Source organism: Bacteroides hominis (genome assembly GCF_033042785.2).
GTDB lineage: Bacteria > Bacteroidota > Bacteroidia > Bacteroidales > Bacteroidaceae > Bacteroides > Bacteroides hominis.
Genome location: NZ_CP178829.1, coordinates 2,118,183 through 2,139,492 on the forward strand (window position 1 = coordinate 2,118,183; position 21,310 = coordinate 2,139,492).

At 42.7% G+C, this 21,310-nt stretch carries 19 protein-coding genes; 4 read left to right on the top strand and 15 right to left on the bottom strand.

The window, feature by feature from the left end; all coding sequences use genetic code 11:
• Positions 1–37: 37 nt before the first annotated feature.
• The 4 genes from tatC to R3O62_RS08900 all read right to left on the bottom strand — a co-directional run bounded on the left by tatC (position 38) and on the right by R3O62_RS08900 (position 4,910).
• Complete coding sequence (gene tatC / locus R3O62_RS08885; RefSeq protein WP_005775615.1) at positions 38–838, bottom strand: twin-arginine translocase subunit TatC; 801 nt, start codon at positions 836–838, stop codon at positions 38–40.
• A gap of 33 nt (positions 839–871) precedes the next feature.
• Positions 872–1,099, bottom strand: coding sequence for a Sec-independent protein translocase subunit TatA/TatB (locus tag R3O62_RS08890; RefSeq protein WP_005775616.1), 228 nt, complete (start codon positions 1,097–1,099; stop codon positions 872–874).
• Between the two features lie 299 nt (positions 1,100–1,398).
• Entirely contained in the window at positions 1,399–3,894 is a 2,496-nt protein-coding gene (locus R3O62_RS08895; protein WP_032538145.1) for a bifunctional UDP-N-acetylmuramoyl-tripeptide:D-alanyl-D-alanine ligase/alanine racemase, read from the bottom strand.
• 29 nt (positions 3,895–3,923) lie between these two features.
• Positions 3,924–4,910: a GSCFA domain-containing protein gene (locus tag R3O62_RS08900; RefSeq protein ID WP_005818485.1), complete on the bottom strand. Its 987-nt coding sequence runs from the start codon at positions 4,908–4,910 to the stop codon at positions 3,924–3,926.
• A 423-nt stretch (positions 4,911–5,333) separates the two neighbouring features.
• On the opposite strand from R3O62_RS08900, the gene R3O62_RS08905 reads away from it, so the two are divergent.
• The 3 genes from R3O62_RS08905 to R3O62_RS08915 all read left to right on the top strand — a co-directional run bounded on the left by R3O62_RS08905 (position 5,334) and on the right by R3O62_RS08915 (position 9,565).
• Positions 5,334–5,699, top strand: a complete 366-nt coding sequence (locus R3O62_RS08905; protein WP_005775621.1) for a BlaI/MecI/CopY family transcriptional regulator — start codon at positions 5,334–5,336, stop codon at positions 5,697–5,699.
• 35 nt (positions 5,700–5,734) lie between these two features.
• Positions 5,735–7,297, top strand: a complete 1,563-nt coding sequence (locus R3O62_RS08910) for a M56 family metallopeptidase (RefSeq protein WP_165016884.1) — start codon at positions 5,735–5,737, stop codon at positions 7,295–7,297.
• A gap of 225 nt (positions 7,298–7,522) precedes the next feature.
• The gene (locus tag R3O62_RS08915) at positions 7,523–9,565 is read left to right on the top strand and encodes a tetratricopeptide repeat-containing sensor histidine kinase (RefSeq protein ID WP_005810203.1); all 2,043 of its coding nucleotides are present in this window, start codon (positions 7,523–7,525) and stop codon (positions 9,563–9,565) included.
• Between the two features lie 91 nt (positions 9,566–9,656).
• On the opposite strand, the gene R3O62_RS08920 is transcribed toward R3O62_RS08915, so the two are convergent.
• The 11 genes from R3O62_RS08920 to R3O62_RS08970 all read right to left on the bottom strand — a co-directional run bounded on the left by R3O62_RS08920 (position 9,657) and on the right by R3O62_RS08970 (position 20,736).
• Positions 9,657–10,832: a 6-bladed beta-propeller gene (locus R3O62_RS08920; protein ID WP_269110084.1), complete on the bottom strand. Its 1,176-nt coding sequence runs from the start codon at positions 10,830–10,832 to the stop codon at positions 9,657–9,659.
• Complete coding sequence (locus tag R3O62_RS08925) at positions 10,795–11,106, bottom strand: hypothetical protein (protein ID WP_005775625.1); 312 nt, start codon at positions 11,104–11,106, stop codon at positions 10,795–10,797. The genes R3O62_RS08920 and R3O62_RS08925 overlap by 38 nt, the downstream gene beginning before the upstream one ends.
• Positions 11,107–11,231: 125 nt before the next feature.
• Positions 11,232–12,146: a tRNA (adenosine(37)-N6)-dimethylallyltransferase MiaA gene (gene miaA / locus R3O62_RS08930; RefSeq protein WP_032531172.1), complete on the bottom strand. Its 915-nt coding sequence runs from the start codon at positions 12,144–12,146 to the stop codon at positions 11,232–11,234.
• Positions 12,147–12,246: 100 nt separating this feature from the next.
• Positions 12,247–12,810: an IS1096 element passenger TnpR family protein gene (locus R3O62_RS08935; RefSeq protein WP_005775628.1), complete on the bottom strand. Its 564-nt coding sequence runs from the start codon at positions 12,808–12,810 to the stop codon at positions 12,247–12,249.
• Between the two features lie 134 nt (positions 12,811–12,944).
• Positions 12,945–13,712: an acyl-ACP--UDP-N-acetylglucosamine O-acyltransferase gene (lpxA, locus tag R3O62_RS08940; RefSeq protein WP_005775629.1), complete on the bottom strand. Its 768-nt coding sequence runs from the start codon at positions 13,710–13,712 to the stop codon at positions 12,945–12,947.
• Positions 13,713–13,721: 9 nt separating this feature from the next.
• Positions 13,722–15,107, bottom strand: a complete 1,386-nt coding sequence (locus R3O62_RS08945; RefSeq protein ID WP_022011943.1) for a bifunctional UDP-3-O-[3-hydroxymyristoyl] N-acetylglucosamine deacetylase/3-hydroxyacyl-ACP dehydratase — start codon at positions 15,105–15,107, stop codon at positions 13,722–13,724.
• Positions 15,108–15,110: 3 nt separating this feature from the next.
• On the bottom strand, positions 15,111–16,151 hold the full coding sequence (lpxD, locus tag R3O62_RS08950; RefSeq protein WP_005775631.1) for a UDP-3-O-(3-hydroxymyristoyl)glucosamine N-acyltransferase: 1,041 nt from the start codon (positions 16,149–16,151) through the stop codon (positions 15,111–15,113).
• An 82-nt stretch (positions 16,152–16,233) separates the two neighbouring features.
• Positions 16,234–17,463: an HD domain-containing protein gene (locus tag R3O62_RS08955; protein ID WP_005775632.1), complete on the bottom strand. Its 1,230-nt coding sequence runs from the start codon at positions 17,461–17,463 to the stop codon at positions 16,234–16,236.
• Entirely contained in the window at positions 17,463–18,287 is an 825-nt protein-coding gene (gene pyrF, locus R3O62_RS08960; protein WP_005775634.1) for an orotidine-5'-phosphate decarboxylase, read from the bottom strand. The genes R3O62_RS08955 and pyrF overlap by 1 nt, the downstream gene beginning before the upstream one ends.
• A 48-nt stretch (positions 18,288–18,335) precedes the next feature.
• Positions 18,336–19,448, bottom strand: coding sequence for a peptide chain release factor 1 (gene prfA, locus R3O62_RS08965; RefSeq protein ID WP_005775635.1), 1,113 nt, complete (start codon positions 19,446–19,448; stop codon positions 18,336–18,338).
• Positions 19,449–19,569: 121 nt separating this feature from the next.
• The gene (locus tag R3O62_RS08970) at positions 19,570–20,736 is read right to left on the bottom strand and encodes an AIR synthase related protein (protein WP_005775636.1); all 1,167 of its coding nucleotides are present in this window, start codon (positions 20,734–20,736) and stop codon (positions 19,570–19,572) included.
• On the opposite strand from R3O62_RS08970, the gene R3O62_RS08975 reads away from it, so the two are divergent.
• The gene (locus tag R3O62_RS08975; protein WP_032537334.1) at positions 20,735–21,049 is read left to right on the top strand and encodes a hypothetical protein; all 315 of its coding nucleotides are present in this window, start codon (positions 20,735–20,737) and stop codon (positions 21,047–21,049) included. The genes R3O62_RS08970 and R3O62_RS08975 overlap by 2 nt on opposite strands.
• The last annotated feature ends 261 nt before the right edge of the window (positions 21,050–21,310 follow it).

The window sequence follows — 21,310 nt, forward strand, 5'->3', positions numbered from 1 at the left end:
AAACATCTGATGATGGTTGGCAATAAAACGTAGAGCTCTATGAACTGGCCGCTTTTTTGTCTTTAATCATCAATATACTCATTTCATAGAGCAAATAGAGCGGGATGGCGACAACACTGAGTGTGAAAGGGTCGCCGGTAGGAGTGATTACAGCTGCGGCAATTACAATTACAACGATGGCATGCCTCCTGTATTTCCGAAGGAACGATTTGTTGACCAACCCTAACAGAGAGAGTAACCATGTCAATAGCGGAAGTTCAAAAGCCAATCCCATACATAATACCAACATCATAAAGTTGTCAATATAGGAATTCAGAGAAATCTGGTTTTCGATTTCAGCACTGAGTTGGTAAGTGGATAAGAAGCGTAGAGTGAGAGGATAGACCATGAAGTAGCCCAGCAGGACTCCGATAAAGAACATAACCGTACCGATGGTAAGTGCTTTTTGCACTCCTTTTCGTTCGTTGGGATATAAAGCGGGACTGATAAAACGCCAGATTTCAAAAAACAGATAGGGCATAGCAGTGACCACCGACATCCAGAAAGCAGTGGACATATGAATGAAGAAGGGGGCAGCCAGGTTGATATTGACCAATTTGACTTTAAAGTCTTGGGTAAAGAATTCGTCTGTCAGATTGAATGTACGCCCTATTTCGCGGAGAAGGTCATAAAAGATAAAATTGTTATGGCAGGGTGCCAGAATCACAGAGTCGAACAGATAAGGCATGGCTATGAAGTATCCCACAGCCAGTACAAACCAAACGGCAATCATCCGAAAAAGTACCCGGCGCAGTTCGTCCAGGTGGTCCCAAAAAGTCAGCTCTTTGTTTTCTGCCATTATGCAAAGATAAAGATGGAGAGAGCAAAAGAATTATTTATCTTTCTTCTCCGTATCTGAAGGTTCGTCTATTTCGTTCTTAGCTTTGTTTATCTCTTCTTTGGCTTCATTTACGCCTTCTTTAAAACTTTTCACTCCTTTGCCGAGACCTCGCATCAGTTCGGGAATTTTTTTTCCGCCAAAGAGCAGGAGAATAACCAGCAAAATGATAATCCATTCGGAGCCGCTGGGCATAAATCCCAATAATAACAGGTTTGTCATAACATCATTGTATTAGTTTGTGCAAAGATAGATTTTTTTGGATGAAAATAGAAGGAGCGGAATCATAAAAGCGAAAACGGAAGCGATAAAAACGAAAAGAGGGGCTATGTCAAAACTTGCCATAAGGACACATAGTAGCGCAGAATAAATTTTAAATCATAGATTATCAATATGAATATTCTGTGCTACTCTGTATCCCCTGTGGTGGAAAGACTTTCAATGCGCCCCCTGATGGTTTATCCCTTTTTAATTACCGGATTCCGGGGACTTGTGGTGTCCAGAGGAATCCGTGGAAGAGTTTAATCCTGATAATATACTCTCTTTACCCGGGTTGAGATACCTGTCAGTACCTCGTAAGGAATGGTGTCAAGGGTATCCGAAAGAACGGTAATGGGCAGCTCGTCACCGAAAATCACGGCTTGGTCACCTTCTCTGCAATCGATATCCGTCACATCTATCATACATACATCCATGCAGATATTACCCACATATGGAGCTTTTTTACCATTGACGAGGCAATAACCGTGCCCGCATCCCAGATGGCGGTTCAGACCGTCAGCATATCCGATGGGGATTGCAGCGATGCGCGAAGGACGAACCAGATGTCCTTTGCGGCTATATCCTACCGTATCTTCCTCCGCTACATCACGTATCTGGAGAATGGTTGTTTTCAGTGTACTTACGTTGTTGATGACTGAATTGTCAATGGGGCTGATACCATACAATCCGATGCCCAGCCGCACCATATCGAATTGTGCTCCGGGAAAACGTTCGATACCCGCCGTATTGCAGATATGGCGCAGTATCTTATGTGGAAATGCTTCTTGCAGCTCAGTCGACATATGTTCGTATCGTTCGATTTGCTGACGGGTGAATGCGTCGAATTGGGGCGAATCGCTTCCCACGAAATGTGAGAAGACCGAACGGGGTATCACGGCATTCTGATTCTTCAGCCGGCGAATCAGTTGCGGGATATCTTTTTCTTCGAATCCGAGCCGGTGCATGCCCGTATCCAGTTTTACGTGGATCGGGAAGTTGGTGATGCCTTCTTTTTCTGCAGCTTTAATCAGTGCGTCGAGCAGGTGGAAGTTATATACTTCCGGTTCCAGTTTATAGTCGAACATGGTTTTGAACGCTGTCAGTTCCGGGTCCATGATAATGATGGAAGCTGTGATACCGGCTTTGCGGAGATCGGAACCTTCGTCGGCTACTGCTACTGCCAGATAGTCGGCGTGATGTTCCTGAAGGGTTTTGGCTATTTCGTATGAACCGGCTCCATATGCCGATGCTTTCACCATGCATACCATTTTGGTTTCAGGTTTGAGCATCGAACGATAATGATTCAGATTGGCTACCATTGCACCCAGATTGACTTCCAGGATGGTTTCGTGCACTTTCAGTTCCAGTTCCTCCGATACGAGGTCGAAACTGAAGTTGCGGGAACCCTTTATCAGGATGATTTCATTTTTGAGCTTCTTTATGACATCTGATGCTAAAAGTGCCTTTGTGTCGGGAAAGAAATATTTCTCTATATCAAACTTCGATGCACACGAGGAGATTTCAGCTCCTACGCCGATAATCTTCTCGATGCCCCGGCTATGAACCAGTTGTGCTACTTTGCGATAGAGCGTTGTTGTGCTTTGCCCGGTCTCCAGAATGTCTGAGAGAATTAGAGTACGTTTCAAACCTTTTGATTGTGAACGGCGGTAAAGGAAGTCGAGGGCAATATCCAGTGAAGCAAGATCTGAGTTGTAGCTGTCATTGATCAGGATGCAGTTGTTCTTGCCGTCTTTTACTTCCAGGCGCATGGCTACGGGTTCAAGACGTGCCATACGTTCGGTGATTTGGTCGGCGGGTACCATCAGGTACAGGCATGCGGCCAGACAATTCAGGGAGTTCTCTATGGAAGCATCATCGATAAAGGGGATGCAGAATGTATTGTCCATCTCCAGATAGCGATAGGAGATGACGGTATGGTCTTCTCTCTTCTCCACCCTGCTGATGTAGAGCGGACGCTCGATGTCCTTCATGCTCCATGCGATTTCACGGGCGGTCAGCATCGACTTTCCGACACAATTGCTTATCATTTCGTTGTCACCATTGTAAATGACGACGTCACAGTCTTTAAACAAACTCAGTTTCTCCATGCACTTCTCCTGCAATGAAAAGAAATTTTCCTGGTGTGCCCCGCCAATGTTAGTCAGGATACCGATAGTCGGTTTGATCATATTCTGTAATGGACGCATCTCTCCCATTTCCGAAATACCGGCTTCAAAGATACCTAATTCGGACTCTTCGTTCATCTGCCAGACGGACAGCGGTACGCCGATCTGTGAATTGTAGCTGCGTGGCGAACGTACGATTACCCGGTCGGGACTGAGCAGTTGGTGCAGCCATTCTTTGACGATGGTTTTTCCATTGCTGCCCGTGATGCCGATTACAGGTATCTGGAAAGAGCCGCGATGTTGTTCGGACAGTTTCTGAAGTGCCTTTAAAGTATTGGGGACAATAAGGAAATTGCATTCCTGAGCCATTGTCACTTTCAGCTGTTCACTATCCATGGTGAGCCCCTTGAAATCCTCGCTTGTTACTACAAAGTTGCGGACTCCCCGTTCATAGAGATCAGGGATATAGCGTGCGCCGTTATTCCTTTTGGTAGGAATGGCAAAAAAGAGGGTCTCTTCCGGAAAGCATAACGAACGGCTGTCTGTCAGTAGCCAGTCGATGGTAGCAGGCTTGTTTCCCAGACGCCGTGCACCTATTTTTTCAACGATTGATTCAATTGTATATGACATAATAATAAAGCATTGGCATATTTGCACATTTATCGAAGCGCCAGTCGGCACATGTTTGTTTCTTTTTCGAAATCTAAGTACGGGTATTTTTCGTTAAGTCGTTCTATTTTTAACACAATTTGTCCTAAAAATCTTTTATACTCTTCTGACTCGGGATGGAAAGGTTTATGTGCAATGGCTTTCCGTATGGTTGCGCACTCCTTAATCAGTGCTTGCGTTTCGGGACGGAAAAATGTTTCCGAGAAGCGTTCCCAGAGGTAATTGACGGCCAATGACGACGGATGTACCATGTCATCTGCGTAGAAACGGTAATCCCGGAGCTCGTCTAATATTATTTCGTAAGAAGGGAAGTAAAAAGTGGCTTGTGGGTAACGTTGCATCAGCCGGTCGATGGCAAGGAGCAATACACTTTTGCTGAGTTGATTGGCGTGCATTCCGTCGCGTACGTGACGGATGGGGCTGACTGTGAACAATATTTTGATCTTTGGATTCAGTGAAATCAGTTCGTCCAGTAACTGGATATAGTCTTCTGTTATCTCATCGGTCTCCAGACGACGGCGTACGAAATCCTTTTCAGGCAATTTGTGACAATTGGCTACTACCTTCCCCGTCTTTTTTTGTTCATATACGTATGCGGTGCCGAAGGTCAGCATGAGCCAGTCAAGTTGTTTCACTTCTTTGTGTGCTTGCTCCAGGCGGACCCGTATATTCCGTACAACTTCTTCCGGAGTGGCTGCGGAGAAAGAGCCGTGATGCATTGGACTGTGCCAGTACTCACGATACGAGAAAAGGTCGGATTCTTCATACAGCCTTTTACGAATGATTTCACGCAAGGCCATTGAGATGGACAATGGGTTGTATAGGATACCGAAAGGATTGATATCTACTTGGAACTTATTTTCAGCAAGTAAGGTTCCGATGTTTTCTGCAAAACAGGAACCCATTATCAGCAGTCGCTGTGCATGGTGGATGGGGATGAATCCAGATGGAATTTCTACCGGAGTATTCAGGTTCATAATCAAGTAATTCTATAACAGAGGTACAAAGGTACATGATAATTTCGGTTCATCCGGCAAATGTGTGGTTTTTCTCATGCATTGTCAAAATCTGGTTTATCCGAAGAAGGCGTTGTCTTGACGCTAACTCCATGTGTGGACATCCGTAACCTTGAATGCCGGTTCCGTTTACCAGCCGGGGTAAATGCTTTTACATGCCGCGGTAAATGGCTTTACATGCTGAGGTAAACGCTTTTACATGCCCGGGTAAATGGCTTTACATCGGGAGCGAAATTCAGGTAAATATAATCTTTTGATTATCAATTCCATTTAAATGCAGGTTCAGTTACGCATTTATCGGGTAACCCTTTAGTTTTAATTAACTGCTAAAATTAGTTTTTGAACTAAATCTTTTCGTTATTTGCATGCAAAAGAAGAAAAGTTATGAAAGGATTAACAGCAAAAGAAGAGGAAATTATGGGATTTTTCTGGGAGAAAGGTCCTTTGTTTGTGAAAGAAATGTTAGCATTCTATGATGAGCCGAAGCCACATTTTAATACATTGTCTACTATTGTGCGTGGACTGGAAGAGAAAGGTTTTCTGGCACACCATACTTATGGCAATACTTACCAGTATTATGCGGTTGTCAGTGAGTCCGACTTCAGTAAACGTACGTTGAAGAGTGTGATTAGTAAATATTTCAATAATTCATATCTCAGTGCCGTTTCGTCACTGGTGAAGGAAGAAGATATTTCACTCGATGATCTCAAAAAACTGATTCAGGAGGTGGAGCAGGGAAATGATGAGTAAAATGAAGTTGGAACCGTATCTTAAATAATGAATATATGGGAGTCTTTTTTGTCTATATACTGAAGTCATCTGCCTGTTTGGCGGGTTTTTATCTGTTTTATCGTTTACTGCTGAGTAAGGAGACGTTCCACCGGTTTAACCGAATTGCTCTGTTGGCTCTTTTGTTGCTGTCACTGCTGCTGCCTCTGATTCAGTTGACTACTACCCAACAGACGGAAATGCATCAGACAATGCTTACTATCGAACAGTTATTGATGATGGCAGATATGCCGGCATCTGAGGTGACACAGGCAGAAGGGGCATCTGTATCGGGTATTCAGATCATTTTGATAATCTATTTATCAGGTATTCTTTTTTTTGTGTGCCGTCATCTTTATTCCCTGATCCGTTTGCTGGCATTATTGAGGTCGGGCAAGAAAGAAAGGATGGGAAATGGAATAACTTTAGTGGTTCATCAGTGCAAAATTTCTCCTTTTAGCTGGATGAAATACATTGTTATTTCTAAGAAAGATTTAGAAGAAGACGGTAGAGAAATACTAATCCATGAAACGGCTCATATCTGTAACCGGCATTCTGTCGATTTGCTGATTGCGGACATTTGTATTTTCTTTCAATGGTTTAATCCGGCTTCCTGGCTGTTGAAGCAGGAACTGCAGAATATACATGAATACGAGGCTGATGAAACGGTGATAAGGGAGGGTGTCAATGCTAAGCAATATCAGTTATTACTGATAAAGAAAGCTGTTGGCACAAGGCTCTACTCTATGGCCAACAGCTTTAATCACAGTAAACTTAAAAAACGTATCACTATGATGTTAAAAGAAAAATCAAATCCCTGGGCACGATTGAAGTATTTGTATGTACTTCCTTTGGCCGCCATTGCTGTGACTGCATTTGCACGTCCGGAAATCTCCGGTAAGATGGAAGAGATTTCTGCCGTCAAAGTTAATGATTTAAAGCAGATAGTGGAGAAAAAAGTACCGGAAAAAACGATCGAGGTAGCAGTGGACACGGTGAAAAAGAATGCTCTGGAGAAGGTGGTCATTGAAGTGTCACAGTTGGATACAGTATCAATTTCAAGTAAAGTTACTATCTCGGATGGATTGAAAAGAAATGGATTGTCTCCGTTTGCAACCCGACGGGTCGATTTTCAGCCTCAACCGTTGATAATGGTGGATGGAAAAGAGATAACCGGCGAACAAATGGAGGCGATCAATCCGGATATGATTGAGTCCATCAGTGTGCTGAAAGATAAAGAGTCGGTAAGGATCTATGGAGATAAAGCCGAACATGGTGTTATTTTGATTACGTTGAAAGGAGAAAATGCGAATGATTTAAATAAACTTTATTTTTCTACCATGAACTCGGATGAACTGGTAAAAGTAACAGGAACGATCAAGGATCATTTGAATAACCCGATAGTGGGGGCATCTGTATCTATTTCAGGTACTACTTTGGGAACCGTTTCTGACGCTTACGGACATTTTGTTATTTCGGCTCCCAGAAGTGCGATGCTTCACATTTCGTGCTTGGGTATGAAACCGGTTAGAACAGCTGTGTCGTCGGAAGTAAATGTGATATTGAATCCGGAAGACTGAAATCATTGTTATTGGTATAATTCCAACTAAACAGATATGCCGATGGGGACTGCAAAGAGATATGTGCAGGCTCCATCGGCATATCTGTTTATTGAAATTATGTTTGATTTTAATTTGCTCCAACTATATTATTTGTACTTTTGTGACTAACACAAGGCTTAACCTTCGGTTGGCAGAGTGACAAAAGAAAATGTCAGAGGATTACACTTTAACTATTATTTATTTATGAAGAAACTACTATCTGTTTTCTTATTTTTATTTTGCTACGTTGTAGCCGTCAATGCACAAGACGATACTGTACAGTATGATTCAATTATGAATCTGATGAAAGATAAAACGATTCCTTTGATGGAACGTTATTATATGACCGGAGATATCGCATATCTTTCGCGGGAACATCAGATTGCCGTACTGAAGCAATTGATTCCCGAAGCCAAAGAGGTGGAAGATAAAGCGGTTGTTACCCGCCTTTATTCAATTGTTGCGATGTTTGAGAATCAGCTCGGAGACATGGCTGAAGCTAAAAACTATCTGGATAGTGCTTTTATGAACAAAGGGAAGTTTGAAAACAATAATATTGCCGGTATGATGCATTATATTGCCGGTATCTATTATTCTGATAAAAATCAGATGGAGAAAGCGCATGAAAATTATTATCAGGCTGCTGATTATTTTAATCGTAATGCGGTGAAGCCGGCAATTCTGACGGAAATATATTATGATCTTTCTATTATTTATTCCATGTGGCAAGATGATGAGGGGTTGAATGATCTGTCCGAAGCGATGAAAGATCTGCCGGTGGATTTTCCTTTTCAGCAGATATTGAAATTGACCATAAAAGCAAAGTATTTTTATGCTTTATATCAAAATGAACATCGGATGAATCTGTTGGATTCTGTGACAAAATACAATCAGGAAGCCTTTGAGGTATACACATCAACCGAGAATCCATATGATGTGGGCTACGTTATATCCGATAATTATTTGCATCAGGCAGTTGTCTATAGTGAGGCCGGTAAGATAAAGGAAGCGGAACAATGTTTTGAAACGGGTAAAAAACTGATGAATCCTAAGAAGATCGATGCAAACGTGTCACTTAGCTATGTTTCGGGGGTGATTGCCTATTATCAGGCGGATTATGAATTGGCCGAGCAACATCTACAGGATGGATTGCATGAACTGAAAAAAATGAATGAAGAGCAGGAGGTGGATTATTATCATTCTTTGATTGATTTCTATACCTTATTGGCCAAAGTGTACGAAAAACAGGAACTTTATAATAAAGCTCTGGAGGCTGCCCGCAATTCATTGAAGTATGAAACCCGGTTGTTTGATAAAAATAGTAGTAAGACTATTCAGAAGTTACGGGCACAATATAGTCTGGACGAAAAAGAGAGGGTGGTGAAGCAACTTACGGCCATCAATGAAAAGAACAAGTGGATTAATATTCTTTCTGTTACCTTGATTGTATTGGCGCTGATTACGATTGTTCTGTTGCTGATACGTTATCGTTCCCGTCAGCGTATTCATGAGGGGATGTTGCAGATTGCCAAGCTGAAACAACAGGAAACGGAATTGACGGTTGAATTGCAGAAGGCAAAACTGGAAGAGAGAGAACGCGAATTTCAAGCCTTGGTGCATGAGGCACAACAGCGTAAAGTGCAGTATTATCTTGAGGGCCTGGAGGTAGAGCGAAACCGTCTGGCTAAAGAACTCCATGATAATGTTTCGAACGAGTTGCTGGCCATTAAAATGAAAATTGCTGACGGGACGAGTAGTCGGGAAGAGGTTTTGGATACATTACAAGCTTTGCAAACCGAAGTGCGGGGAATTTCACATGATTTGATGCCGCCTGTCTTTAAATATGCTTCCCTGTCTGAGATTCTTCAGGATTATGTCTATCAGCGTAATCAATCGGGACAGACCGAACTGACTTTGGTGCTTGAACCGGAGGAGGGATTCGATCATTTATCGCAGAAAGTAGCATTGGAGATTTATCGAATTGTACAGGAAGCTACAGGCAATGCATTGAAACATGCGCAGGCCACTCATATTAAGATTATTCTTGTTCGGGAGGGAAACAGGATAAAGCTGACAATAGCTGACAATGGCAAAGGCTTTGAACAACAAACCGGAAAGTCGGGAATTGGTCTGGTTATCATAAAGGAGCGTGTGGAAAATCTGAAAGGAGTTCTGACTCTAAGTTCTGTTCCGGGCAAAGGAACGGATGTGATCGTAGAGATTGATTTAGACGGTCTGGAGAAATAAAAGAAAGATAGAATTTTTGCTGTCACCGACTGAGAGTGTGGTGAATAAAAGTTTCGACACACCCTCAATCGGTGGGGTTTGGGGATGCGGTTTATTTTACCTGATAGCTAAAAATCACCGGATTAGAGTCACTATCCAATGATTCTGTCAATTTATATAGTTTATCGGACATTTTGTTTTTGAAAGACGGATGATTGTCAACTATAGCTTTGAGGCTGAACAGGGTCGTGGGAGAAACCGTAAAGAATACTCGGTTATTGGCTCCTTCTACCGGTATGTATTGGTGCAAGTCTGCTTGGTATTCCGTATTGTATATCTTGTTGTATTTCAATAACTTGTTTTGATTTTTATCAAATACATATATACCGAATAGATTCGTATTGAATAATAAGTATTGGGGGGCGTTTGTCACGTTAGTCATTAAATATACATATCGGTCCCATGTGAACTTATTAAGTTCGCGGCAGGTGTATTCTTTGTCTTTGGCTGCTTCCGGAAAGCTTTCATTCATAAAATTGAAGGAGTAGTAAGGATTTATTTTCCCGTCTTCCAGTTGATAGATCGTATCATCAAACTTTCTGGTAAATACAACAGGAGCTGTTCCGCCCAGTTGATGTCCTCCGATAAAACAATAAGGAGCTATTTCTCGGAGTGGTTTTAATAATTCAGTCTTTTGATCGTTTGGGGCTATTACTGTGATGGATGATGTGGATAACTGATTATTAATAAGTGTGGCATTTTCTAAGTATATCATTCCGTTATCAATAGCTATTGAATGATAGTGTCCTGGTAGTTTTGTAGTTCTGATGAAGTTCCCTTGCAAGTCATAATATATCAGTGAGGTCGGGTCGGCTAAGAATACTAAATTTTCATTTTGCCTGTCTATGGCTATATCCAGTATACTTCCATATTCTCCTTTACCTGCTCCTACACGGTGTATGGTAAATAGATGTTTGCCTTTGTCATTGAAAGCCAACACTTGCTTCATGGATTTATCTAAAATATAATAGGTGTTTTTCCACTCTATTACCCGATTAATGCGTTTTATCAATGCATTGTCTTTTGTTTCCAGGCAGAAGACCTGCGGATTTTGTAGAAAAAGAGTGTCATTCACTGATTTCTCTACTGTTTCTAACTCTGCAATCGAGCTTGTTATTTCATTCTGGGTCATACATCCACAGAACATTGTCATCAATAGGAAGCCGGAGAAAAATATCTTTTTTTTCATATTAAAGAGGTCTTTGACTAATGTCTGCACTAAAATCATATTCGCATGCGATTATACCGCTGCCATAACAACTCGTTTCCGTATAAACAAAAATTGTTTCTATAGTTTTGTTTCCGTTTACATCTACTTGATAAACAGGCTCACTTTGGAAAGAGTCCATTATTCTTCTTTCAGCACCATTATTATAATCAAATTCAGTTTGTGCCAGTGCCTCAATATTGGCTAAAATTATATCCTGCTTTTGGTTTTTAAGATTAAACTCAATTGTAGTGATTGCGCACAAAGCAGTAGCTGCGATACCGCGTTTTTGCATAGTGTTAACTTTAAAAGATTAATATTATTATCTATGTTGGTAAATATATTAATTTTTTTATAATAACACTTGCTTTGCTCTTTTTTTATTCGGCTTCTTTTCTCTATTCTTTAAGAATATATCTGCTATTTATAAGTATCTAATTGAGAGTGGAGGTGCGATAGTATTTCTATCTCTTGTTCAGGATGGAACCATTGGATTTCTTTATCCCGCTTAAACCAAGTCATTTGTTTGCGTGAATAGATACGTGAGTTTTGCTTTATCTTTTCAATGGCAAAAGGTAGTTCCCATTCTCCATCCAGATATTTGAATATCTCTTTATAACCAACAGTATTCAAAGAGTTTAGATTTCGGTGGGTATATACAGAACGTGCTTCTTCCAGTAAGCCTTCTTCCATCATTTGGTCTACGCGGCGGTTGATACGGTCATACAGTTCGGCACGATCCCGAGTCAATCCTATTTTCAGAATATGAAAAGGACGTTCTTTTTTTTGTTGGGTGCGGAAGGAGGTATAAGTCTTTCCTGTCATGTAGCAGATTTCCAATGCGTGAATGACTCGTTTGGGATTCTTTAAATCTACAATTTTATAATATTCCGGGTCCAGCAATTTCAGTTCGGCACAGAGATTATCCAGTCCTTCTGTTTCGTATTTATGTAGCAGAAGTTCGCGGGTTTCCGTATCCACGGTCGGTATATCGTCAATACCTTTACAGATGGCATCTACATACATCATAGAACCTCCTGTGAGGAGAACGACATCATGCTGTTTGAATAAAAGTTCAAGGAGAGACATTACCTCCGTTTCATATTGGGCGGCACTGTAATAATCGGTGAGTTGCAAAGTACCTACAAAATAATGTGGAACCCGTTTTAATTGCTCCGGGGTTGGAGCTGCTGTTCCTATCTTAAGTTCGGCGTATAACTGCCGGGAATCAGACGAAATGATACTCGTCTTGAAATGTTCTGCTATACGGAGGCTTAACTCCGTTTTTCCTACGCCTGTAGGCCCTATAAGTACGATTAAAGTTTTGGCAGTCATAACGATTAGTAATGTGATAATGTGTCCATGTGACAATATGTCGCCTGCTATGCAATATGATAACGTGGTCGGCAGGTGTATTGTCACATGGGCATATTATTCAAAATTTATCTTCGTCGTATGAACCTCCACCACCAGATGCACCATCGTTAACATCAAATCCTTCTGCATCAAAATCTTCCATGTCGAAGTCCTGATCACCATAGAAATTCTCATCTAAGTCGAGTGAGCCTCCTGCGGCAGCCATCTCTTCGAAATCTACTGTTTGCTTAGGAGCTTCACCTGACTTTTTGGTACATTTGGCACCTTTTATTTCTTTTCCGGTGATGATTTCGGATAATTCGATAAAGAAACAACGTTCCGTCATGTAGTCGAATACATAGAGCAGTTTTTGTTTTTCGTCTTCAATCAGTTCGTTGAGGCGGGTTTCTTTCATTATCCAGCTGTCCATTTCCGGATTATTGTCCATTTCCTCCAGAGTAATTTCTTTCTCTTTTTCCCAATCGTCATCGCAGATAAAGAAAGAAGTCATCTGGTCATTCGTGTAACCCGCTGCTTTCAAGATAGCTTCGTGAAAATCGAAGAAAGTAGCTTCCGGGTCAATCTGTATCTCTCTGACGAAATCGTCAACCTCATCAGATATAATGGTAAATCTGTATATCATAGTTGTTACTGTTTTATTGATGGCGTAAAAGTAATAAAAAACCGAAAGATTGCAAATAAGATGGCTGGGTTTATTCCACAAAAAAGGAGGATGCTTTCCGGGCATCCTCCTTTTTCTTATTGATTTCTATTTATTTACCTGATGATTCCCCGGTCCGAGTTACGAATAAAATCAACGATATATTCTATTTCGGGACTGGCGGGTATTTCTGATTCAACCTTTGCAAGGGCATCCGATGTGTTGAGTCCGCTTTGGTAAATGATGCGGTATGCATTATGAATATTCTCAATAACTTCATTTGAAAAACCACGACGACGGAGTCCGATGATGTTGATTCCACTATAAGCGATGGGTTCGCGACCGGCTATGATGTATGGGGGAATATCTTTGCTGAAACGACAACCTCCCTGGATCATCACGTATCCGCCTACCCGGCAAAACTGGTGCATCAATACATTTGCACTGATGATGGCATTATCGTCAATAACGATTTCACCGGCCATTTTGGTAGAATTACCAATGATACAGCCGTTACCGATCAATGCGTCGTGAGCTACATGGACACCTTCCATCAGCAGGTTATTATTGCCTACAATGGTTCTGCCTTTGGCAGCTGTACCCCGGTTGATGGTCACATTTTCACGAATCAGGTTATTATCACCTATTTCGGCTGTGCTCTCTTCACCCTTGAATTTCAAATCCTGGGGGATTGCTCCGATAACGGCTCCCGGGAAGATTGTATTTCCGTTTCCGATACGTGAACCGTACAGGATGTTGGCATTAGCCATAATTTTATTGTTATCTCCGATGACTACATTTCTATCAATGTAAACAAACGGAGCAATCTCTACGTTTTCACCGATTTTTGCTTCGGGATGAATATACGCTAAGGGACTTATCATGCTTATAAATTATTTGTTTTTTACTATTTGTGCCATGAATTCGCATTCACAGACTACTTTTTCGCCAACGAAAGCATAGCCTTTCATCGTCGAGATTCCCCGGCGGATAGGAGCCAACAACTCTACGCGGAAGATCAGGGTGTCACCCGGTACTACTTTCTGACGGAACTTCACTCCATCGATTTTCATGAAATAAGTAGAATAACGCTCCGGTTCGTCTACTGAGTTTAAAACGAGTAGTCCGCCGATTTGGGCCATTGCTTCTATTTGCAATACACCGGGCATTACCGGTTCCTGAGGAAAATGTCCCTGAAAGAAGGGCTCGTTGGAGGTTACGTTTTTAACACCTACGATGTAGTTGGCACCAATTTCGATCACCTTATCCACCAACTGGAACGGATAGCGATGAGGAAGTAGCTCACGGATACGGTTTACGTCCATAATCGGAGCTCGGTTACAGTCATAGGTCGGTGCCTGTATCTCATGCAGGCGGATTTCTTTACGCATCTGACGTGCGAATTTGTTATTGATGGTATGTCCCGGGCGTGTAGCGATGATTCTTCCTTTAATCGGTTTACCAATCAAAGCAAGGTCTCCGATTACGTCCAGTAACTTATGGCGGGCACACTCGTTGGGCCATACCAACGGTTTATGGTTGATATATCCCAGTAGTTTGGCATCCATATGGGGAACACCCATAATATCGGCTAACTTATCATAGTTCTCTTGCGACATTTCGCGTTCGTAAATAACGATGGCATTGTCCAGATCGCCTCCTTTGATAAGTCCGGCTGACAACAGAGGTTCGATTTCACGTACAAATACAAAGGTACGGCTGGGGGCGATCTCTTCTTTGAATTTCTTCATATCCTCCAGTGTTGCAAACTGGTTCGGGATGATGGTCGAATCGTAAGAAACCAGTACGTTCAGGCTGAAATTCTCATCGGGTAATACAATGATGGATGAACCTGTCTCCTCGTCACGAAACTCTATTTTTGATTTAATGATATAGAAATCCTTAACAGCATTTTGCTCCTCGGTTCCTACTCTCTCTATTTCTCGTACATAATATTGTGCACTTCCGTCCAGAATCGGAAATTCCGGTCCGTTAACCTGGATCAGGCAGTTGTCGATGCCCAAAGCATAGAGGGCTGCCATTCCATGTTCAACTGTGCTTACTTTTACTCCATTTTTTGACAGCACGGTTCCTCTTGTCGTTTCAACTACATTATCAGCTACGGCATCGATAATGGGTTGCCCTTCCAGATCCGTGCGCTGTATTTTGTAGCCATGGTTATCTGGGGCAGGGTTAAACGTAACAGTCAGGTCAAGTCCAGTGTGAAGACCTTTTCCTCTCAGTGAAAAGCTATCTTTCAGAGTTTTTTGTTTCAGCATTGGTTACTTATTTAATTGTTGTTTTAATTCTTCTATTTCTTTGCGGAGATTGCGTAATTCGATCTGCATCTCCGGAAGGCTTTTTTGTGCGATGGATGCTTTGAAGTATTGTTTTAGTTCCATAGGAGGAGTTCCGATAAGTTGGCTACCGGATTTTATATTCCCCGGTACACCCGATTGAGCTCCCAGATTTACTTGGTTGCCTATTTTGAGATGTCCGGCAATACCTACTTGTCCGCCGAACATACACCATTCGCCTACCTTGGTAGAACCTGCGATACCCACTTGGGCAGCCATTACGGTATGCGAACCTATTTCGTCGTTGTGAGCTATCTGGATCAGATTATCTAATTTCACTCCGCTATGAATCACGGTCGCTCCCATGGTTGCGCGGTCTATGCAGGTATTGGCTCCGACTTCTACATTATCTTCAAGAATGACGATACCGATTTGAGGAATTTTTTCGTATCCTTGCGGGGTAGGAGCGAAACCGAAGCCGTCTGCTCCGATCACACATCCTGCGTGCAGGATACAATTGTTTCCTACCCGGCAATCATGATATACTGTTGCATTGGCATATAGGATACAATTACTGCCTATTTTGGCACCACCGCCTACAGTGGCATGCGGATGAATAACCGTATTATCTCCTACTTCCGCATGGTCGCCTATGCAGGCGAAAGGAGCTATATATACGTCTTTTCCTATTTTAGCGGTTTCCGCTACATAGGCACGTGGGTCGATACCGGTTCTTTTGGGTTTGCTCATCTCATATAGATTGAGCAGTTTGGCAAGGCTCTCGTAAGCATTGTCTACTTTGATTAATGTTGCTTTTACTTCTTGTTCGGGAGTAAAATCTTTGTTCACCAATACAATGCTAGCTTCGGTCTCATATATATAAGGTGTATATTTCGGATTAGAAAGGAAAGAGATAGCGCCCGGTATTCCTTCTTCTATCTTTGCGAATGTATGTACAGTAGCGTTTTCGTCACCTATAATTTCCCCTTGGATAAATGCTGCAATTTGCTTAGCCGAGAACTCCATAATCTTACTTTAAAATTTAATTAGTACGCAAATAACGGACTTTTTTTTTATATATCCTTACTCTTTGATGAATATTTTATACTTATCTATCCCAACGCAAGTAGCAGATATAGTATTTCTTTACCTTTTTAGAAAGCAATGAAATGTTTAGCATGTCCGATGCTTCTGCAATATTTTTTATTGTTCCGTCTTTGTAAATAATATCAATGCTGTCATCTGCCGAATCGTACATGTTCTTTTCGATACTGGGGGTAGAGACAAAATAGTCTGCTTCGGAAAGAGTGATGCCTAATTGTTGGCTGATCTGCAAAGTCAATTCTTTTTTTCGCTCTTCACTGATAGGTTCAGCGCATATCTCAACCTTGAATATGTTACGATTAATCATACCCAGGCTTAATGTTGATAAAACCTTATCCGTATGGGTGCTCCATACTTTAAGAGCCGTCCAGATATCATTATCGTCCAACTGAATGAAGTTTTCCAGACAGTCAGGGTTATTGTAAAATACTTCCGGGTCGATGTGGTTGTACAGGAAGAATTTCAGCGCCGGCGAGGCAAACAGTTCCACTCCTTGCGAAGCCAGTTCCTTGGCACGTAACAGGGCACTGATCAGCATCCGTTCATAGGCCACTGACGTTTTGTGCAGGTAAACCTGCCAGTACATCAGTCGCCGTGCTGTAAGGAAGTTTTCTATGGAATAGATTCCTTTGGACTCCACTACCAGATGGTCGTCTGCTACGTCGAGCATTTTGATGATGCGTGCCGAACCTATATTGCCTTCCGAAACTCCGGTATAGAAACTGTCACGGCGCAAGTAATCCAGACGGTCCATATCCAGTTGTCCGCTGACTAATTGGTGCAAGAAGCGTTTGGGATATTCGTCTTTGAATATCTGAATGGCTAAACTAAGTTGTCCGTTCAGCTCCTTGTTCATCCGTTCCATCAGCATCAGGGAGATTTCTTCATGGGATACTCCTTTGACAATGGTGTCTTCAAGAACATGCGAAAAAGGCCCGTGGCCGATGTCGTGCAGAAGGATGGCTGCCTGTACGGCTTCGGCTTCACTGTCGAATATGAAGTTCCCTTTGGAGGCCAGTTGCGTGATAGCTTCGCTCATCAGGTGGAAAGCTCCCAGAGAGTGCTGGAACCGGGTGTGCTGTGCACCGGGATAGACTACGGATGAAAGCCCTACTTGCTTGATGCGGTTTAAACGCTGCAAAAGGGGATGCCGTACGATGTCGTACAGCAACCCCTTTGGTATGTTGATGAACCCGAATACCGGATCGTTGATTATCTTCCGTTCGTGAGGCATTATAAGATAGCTTTCAGCTGTTCTGCCATTTGCTCTTGCACTTCTTTGGCAGCGGCACGGGCGGCAGCGGCAAAATTTTCGGTCTTATCTACATAAATAATTCCGCGGGAGGAATTCACAATGAGTCCACAGGTACTGTTCATGCCATATTTGCATACTTCTTCAAGAGAACCTCCCTGAGCGCCGATACCCGGAACCAGAAGGAAGTGATTGGGGACAATTTTACGGATGTCTTCGAAAGCGCGTCCCTGAGTAGCGCCCACAACATACATCATCTGTTCATCATTGGCCCATTTCTGTGATTTTTTTAATACTTTCTCGAAAAGGCGTTCGCCGTTGGCATCTTCCGTCAGTTGGAAGTCGTGTGAGCCTTTGTTTGAAGTCAGAGCCAGCAGAATTACCCATTTCCCTTCGTAAGATAAGAACGGAGTAACGCTGTCCTCTCCCATATAAGGAGCTACAGTGACAGAGTCGATGTCGAGTTCTTCGAAGAAGGTGCGGGCGTACATTGCTGAAGTATTTCCGATATCACCGCGTTTGGCGTCAGCAATGATAAACTGGTCGGGATAATTTTCTTTGATGTAATTTACAGTTTTTTCGAAAGCAATCCATCCTTTTACGCCCATGCTCTCATAGAAAGCCAGATTAGGTTTATAAGCGATGCAATAGTCTGCTGTTGCATCAACGATTGCTTTATTGAAAGCGAAGATGGGATCCGGATCATCCAACAGATGATCGGGTATCTTTTTAATATCTGTGTCGAGTCCTACGCAAAGAAATGATTTTTTACGTTTGATGTTTTCAAATAATTGTTGCTTGTTCATCTTTCTTTATTTACAAATTTACGATTTACGATTGAAGTTGCCTTCTCGTTACAATTCACTCTCTTTCAGACGTTCAGCATTTTCGGCCACAGTCAACTTATCGATGCATTCCTGAATATCTCCGTCCATGAAGGCGGCCAGGTTATAGATGGTATAATTGATGCGATGGTCGGTTATACGTCCTTGGGGATAGTTATAAGTACGGATTTTGGCCGAACGGTCGCCCGTCGAAACCATTGTCTTACGTTTGGATGCGATGTCGTCGATATACTTCTGATGTTCCTTGTCGTAGATAAACGTACGAAGGCGCGCCAAAGCACGTTCTTTATTTTTAGGTTGGTCGCGGGTTTCAGTACATTCGATCAGGATTTCCTCTGCTACTCCCGTATTGGGATTCTTCCAGATGTAACGTAAGCGGACGCCCGATTCAACCTTGTTTACGTTTTGTCCGCCGGCACCTCCCGAACGGAAAGTATCCCATTTGATTTCACCTTCGTTGATCACTACATCAAACTCTTCCGCTTCGGGAAGTACAGCTACCGAGGCTGCCGAGGTATGTACGCGTCCCTGGGTTTCTGTTGCCGGCACGCGTTGAACACGGTGTACACCCGATTCGTATTTTAATGTGCCATATACATTATCGCCGGTAACACTGCAAATGATTTCCTTATATCCGCCGGCAGCACCTTCATTGGCGCTGGATACTTCCATCTTCCAACCTTTTGTTTCACAAAATTTGGCGTACATCCGGAAAAGGTCGCCTGCAAAGATGGCGGCTTCGTCTCCACCTGTACCTCCGCGAATTTCAAGAATGGCATTTTTACCGTCCTGAGGATCGGCCGGTACCAGCAACAGCTTGATTTCCTCTTCCAATACCGGAAGGCGTTCCTGGCTGTTGTCCATTTCCTCTTTGGCCATTTCTCTCATATCGGTATCCGACTCGTTTGAGAGAATGTCTTTAGCTTCTTCAATGTTGGCCAGCAGTTGCATGTACTCTTTACGGGCTTTCATCAAATCGTCCAGATCCTTGTATTCTTTGGTTAATTTTACGTATCGTTTCTGGTCGGCAATCACTGCCGGGTCGGTAATAAGGGTAGACACCTCTTCGAAACGGGCAACAAGACCGTCGAGTTTTTCTAATATACTATTGTTGTCTGCCATAAATTTAGGAGTTAAATGAGCTGCGAATTTTATCCGTCACGGAAGATACAGAGGTTTTCGTAAGTGCGTGTAGTGCCTCTGCAAGCTCTCTGTGTCCTCTGTGATGGATCTTGTTCGTTTTTTAATAAGTGAATTCTCCGAACTCACTCTTGATAATCAGTTCTTTCTTATCGCTTTCTTCGATGCGTCCCACGATTTGTGCAGGGATACCGAAAGATTCGCTGATCTTGATAACTTCGGCCGCGTGTTCGGGTGAAAGGTATACTTCAAGGCGATGGCCCATGTTGAATACCTTATACATTTCTGCCCAATCGGTTCCGCTTTGTTCCTGAATGGTTCTGAACAATGGGGGCACGGGGAAGAGGTTGTCTTTTACCACGCGTACATCGCCTACGAAATGCAGCACTTTGGTTTGTGCACCACCCGAGCAGTGTACCATTCCGTGAATTTCAGGACGTAGCGCATCGAGCAACTTTTTCACTACCGGTGCGTAAGTGCGGGTGGGAGAGAGGACGAGTTTTCCCGCGTCGATCGGAGAACCTTCTACTGCGTCTGTCAGCTTCAGTCCGCCCGAATAAACCAGTTCTTCGGGCACTGCTGCATCATAGCTTTCGGGATATTTCTCTGCCAGATATTTGGCAAAAACGTCATGGCGGGCAGAAGTCAGCCCATTGCTGCCCATACCGCCATTGTATTCTTTTTCATAAGTGGCTTGTCCGTGTGAGGCAAGGCCTACAATAACATCCCCCGGGCGGATATTGGCATTGTTGATAACGTCTGCCCGTTTCATACGGCAGGTTACCGTACTGTCTACGATAATGGTACGGACGAGATCACCCACATCGGCTGTTTCACCACCGGTGGCATACACACCTACTCCCATTTCACGGAGTTCGGCCAACAGTTCGTCTGTTCCGTTGATGATGGCGGAAATTACTTCTCCGGGAATAAGAAGTTTATTGCGTCCGATGGTTGAAGATACCAGAATATTGTCGACTGCGCCCACACAAAGCAAGTCGTCTATGTTCATGATCAGTGCATCCTGGGCAATCCCTTTCCACACGGAGAGGTCCCCTGTTTCTTTCCAGTACATATAGGCCAGGCTCGATTTGGTTCCTGCACCATCAGCATGCATAATATTGCAATACTCCGGATCTCCACCCAGAATATCAGGGATTATTTTACAGAATGCTTGTGGAAAAATTCCTTTGTCGATGTTCTTGATGGCATTGTGCACATCTTCTTTTGATGCGCTGACGCCTCGCATCATGTATCGTTGATTACTCATGAGTTATTTGGATTTTGTATACAACGGCAAAAGTACTGCTTTTTTTCCTTATAGCCAACAAATTGGCGGATATAACGATGGAGTAATACGACAGGGAGAGAGTCCGTTTTTAATTTGGAAGTTTGAAATGAAAAGTTCAAAAGTGCTTTGCAATCCGCCCTTCAATCTGTTGTTAGTGCAGATCAGGCAAATGGACTTACATACACTCGCTGCGAAGTTAAAGCCCAAAGCACGAAAAAGTTTTGGTGAAAGTTTTGCCGGACCTTTAGTAAAAAGAGCTTTTTCATATGAAATTCTTTATCTTAGCTGCTAAGATAGACATCTTGGCGGCTAAGATATGTATCTTGCCCGCTAAGATATACATCGTAGCACCTGAGATGAACTTTAATTATTGTTTGAAACGAGTTTCCTTTTAGTTCTTTAGTACTTTAAACGGAATAATATCATTTTGTATTTGAAGTACTTTGGAACAAGGTTTAAGAAAAGAGTGGGGGAGGTGAGAGCGGGACGGAGAGAGGGTGACTGCGGAGCAGATTATATGAATGAATAAAGTGGGAAATATACCCTGTTGAGG

Bases quoted from the DNA above. Each gene is read 5' to 3' on its own strand.
- pyrF (WP_005775634.1), bottom strand. From the start codon at position 18,287: ATGAACAAGCAACAATTATTTGAAAACATCAAACGTAAAAAATCATTT.
- lpxA (WP_005775629.1), bottom strand. From the start codon at position 13,712: ATGATAAGTCCCTTAGCGTATATTCATCCCGAAGCAAAAATCGGTGAA.
- tatC (WP_005775615.1), bottom strand. From the start codon at position 838: ATGGCAGAAAACAAAGAGCTGACTTTTTGGGACCACCTGGACGAACTG.
- R3O62_RS08890 (WP_005775616.1), bottom strand. From the start codon at position 1,099: ATGACAAACCTGTTATTATTGGGATTTATGCCCAGCGGCTCCGAATGG.
- R3O62_RS08900 (WP_005818485.1), bottom strand. From the start codon at position 4,910: ATGAACCTGAATACTCCGGTAGAAATTCCATCTGGATTCATCCCCATC.
- R3O62_RS08945 (WP_022011943.1), bottom strand. From the start codon at position 15,107: ATGCTGAAACAAAAAACTCTGAAAGATAGCTTTTCACTGAGAGGAAAA.
- R3O62_RS08935 (WP_005775628.1), bottom strand. From the start codon at position 12,810: ATGATATACAGATTTACCATTATATCTGATGAGGTTGACGATTTCGTC.
- prfA (WP_005775635.1), bottom strand. From the start codon at position 19,448: ATGGCAGACAACAATAGTATATTAGAAAAACTCGACGGTCTTGTTGCC.
- miaA (WP_032531172.1), bottom strand. From the start codon at position 12,146: ATGACTGCCAAAACTTTAATCGTACTTATAGGGCCTACAGGCGTAGGA.
- R3O62_RS08910 (WP_165016884.1), top strand. From the start codon at position 5,735: ATGGGAGTCTTTTTTGTCTATATACTGAAGTCATCTGCCTGTTTGGCG.
- R3O62_RS08895 (WP_032538145.1), bottom strand. From the start codon at position 3,894: ATGTCATATACAATTGAATCAATCGTTGAAAAAATAGGTGCACGGCGT.
- R3O62_RS08970 (WP_005775636.1), bottom strand. From the start codon at position 20,736: ATGAGTAATCAACGATACATGATGCGAGGCGTCAGCGCATCAAAAGAA.
- R3O62_RS08915 (WP_005810203.1), top strand. From the start codon at position 7,523: ATGAAGAAACTACTATCTGTTTTCTTATTTTTATTTTGCTACGTTGTA.
- R3O62_RS08975 (WP_032537334.1), top strand. From the start codon at position 20,735: ATGAGTTATTTGGATTTTGTATACAACGGCAAAAGTACTGCTTTTTTT.
- R3O62_RS08920 (WP_269110084.1), bottom strand. From the start codon at position 10,832: ATGATTTTAGTGCAGACATTAGTCAAAGACCTCTTTAATATGAAAAAA.
- R3O62_RS08925 (WP_005775625.1), bottom strand. From the start codon at position 11,106: ATGCAAAAACGCGGTATCGCAGCTACTGCTTTGTGCGCAATCACTACA.
- R3O62_RS08905 (WP_005775621.1), top strand. From the start codon at position 5,334: ATGAAAGGATTAACAGCAAAAGAAGAGGAAATTATGGGATTTTTCTGG.
- lpxD (WP_005775631.1), bottom strand. From the start codon at position 16,151: ATGGAGTTCTCGGCTAAGCAAATTGCAGCATTTATCCAAGGGGAAATT.
- R3O62_RS08955 (WP_005775632.1), bottom strand. From the start codon at position 17,463: ATGCCTCACGAACGGAAGATAATCAACGATCCGGTATTCGGGTTCATC.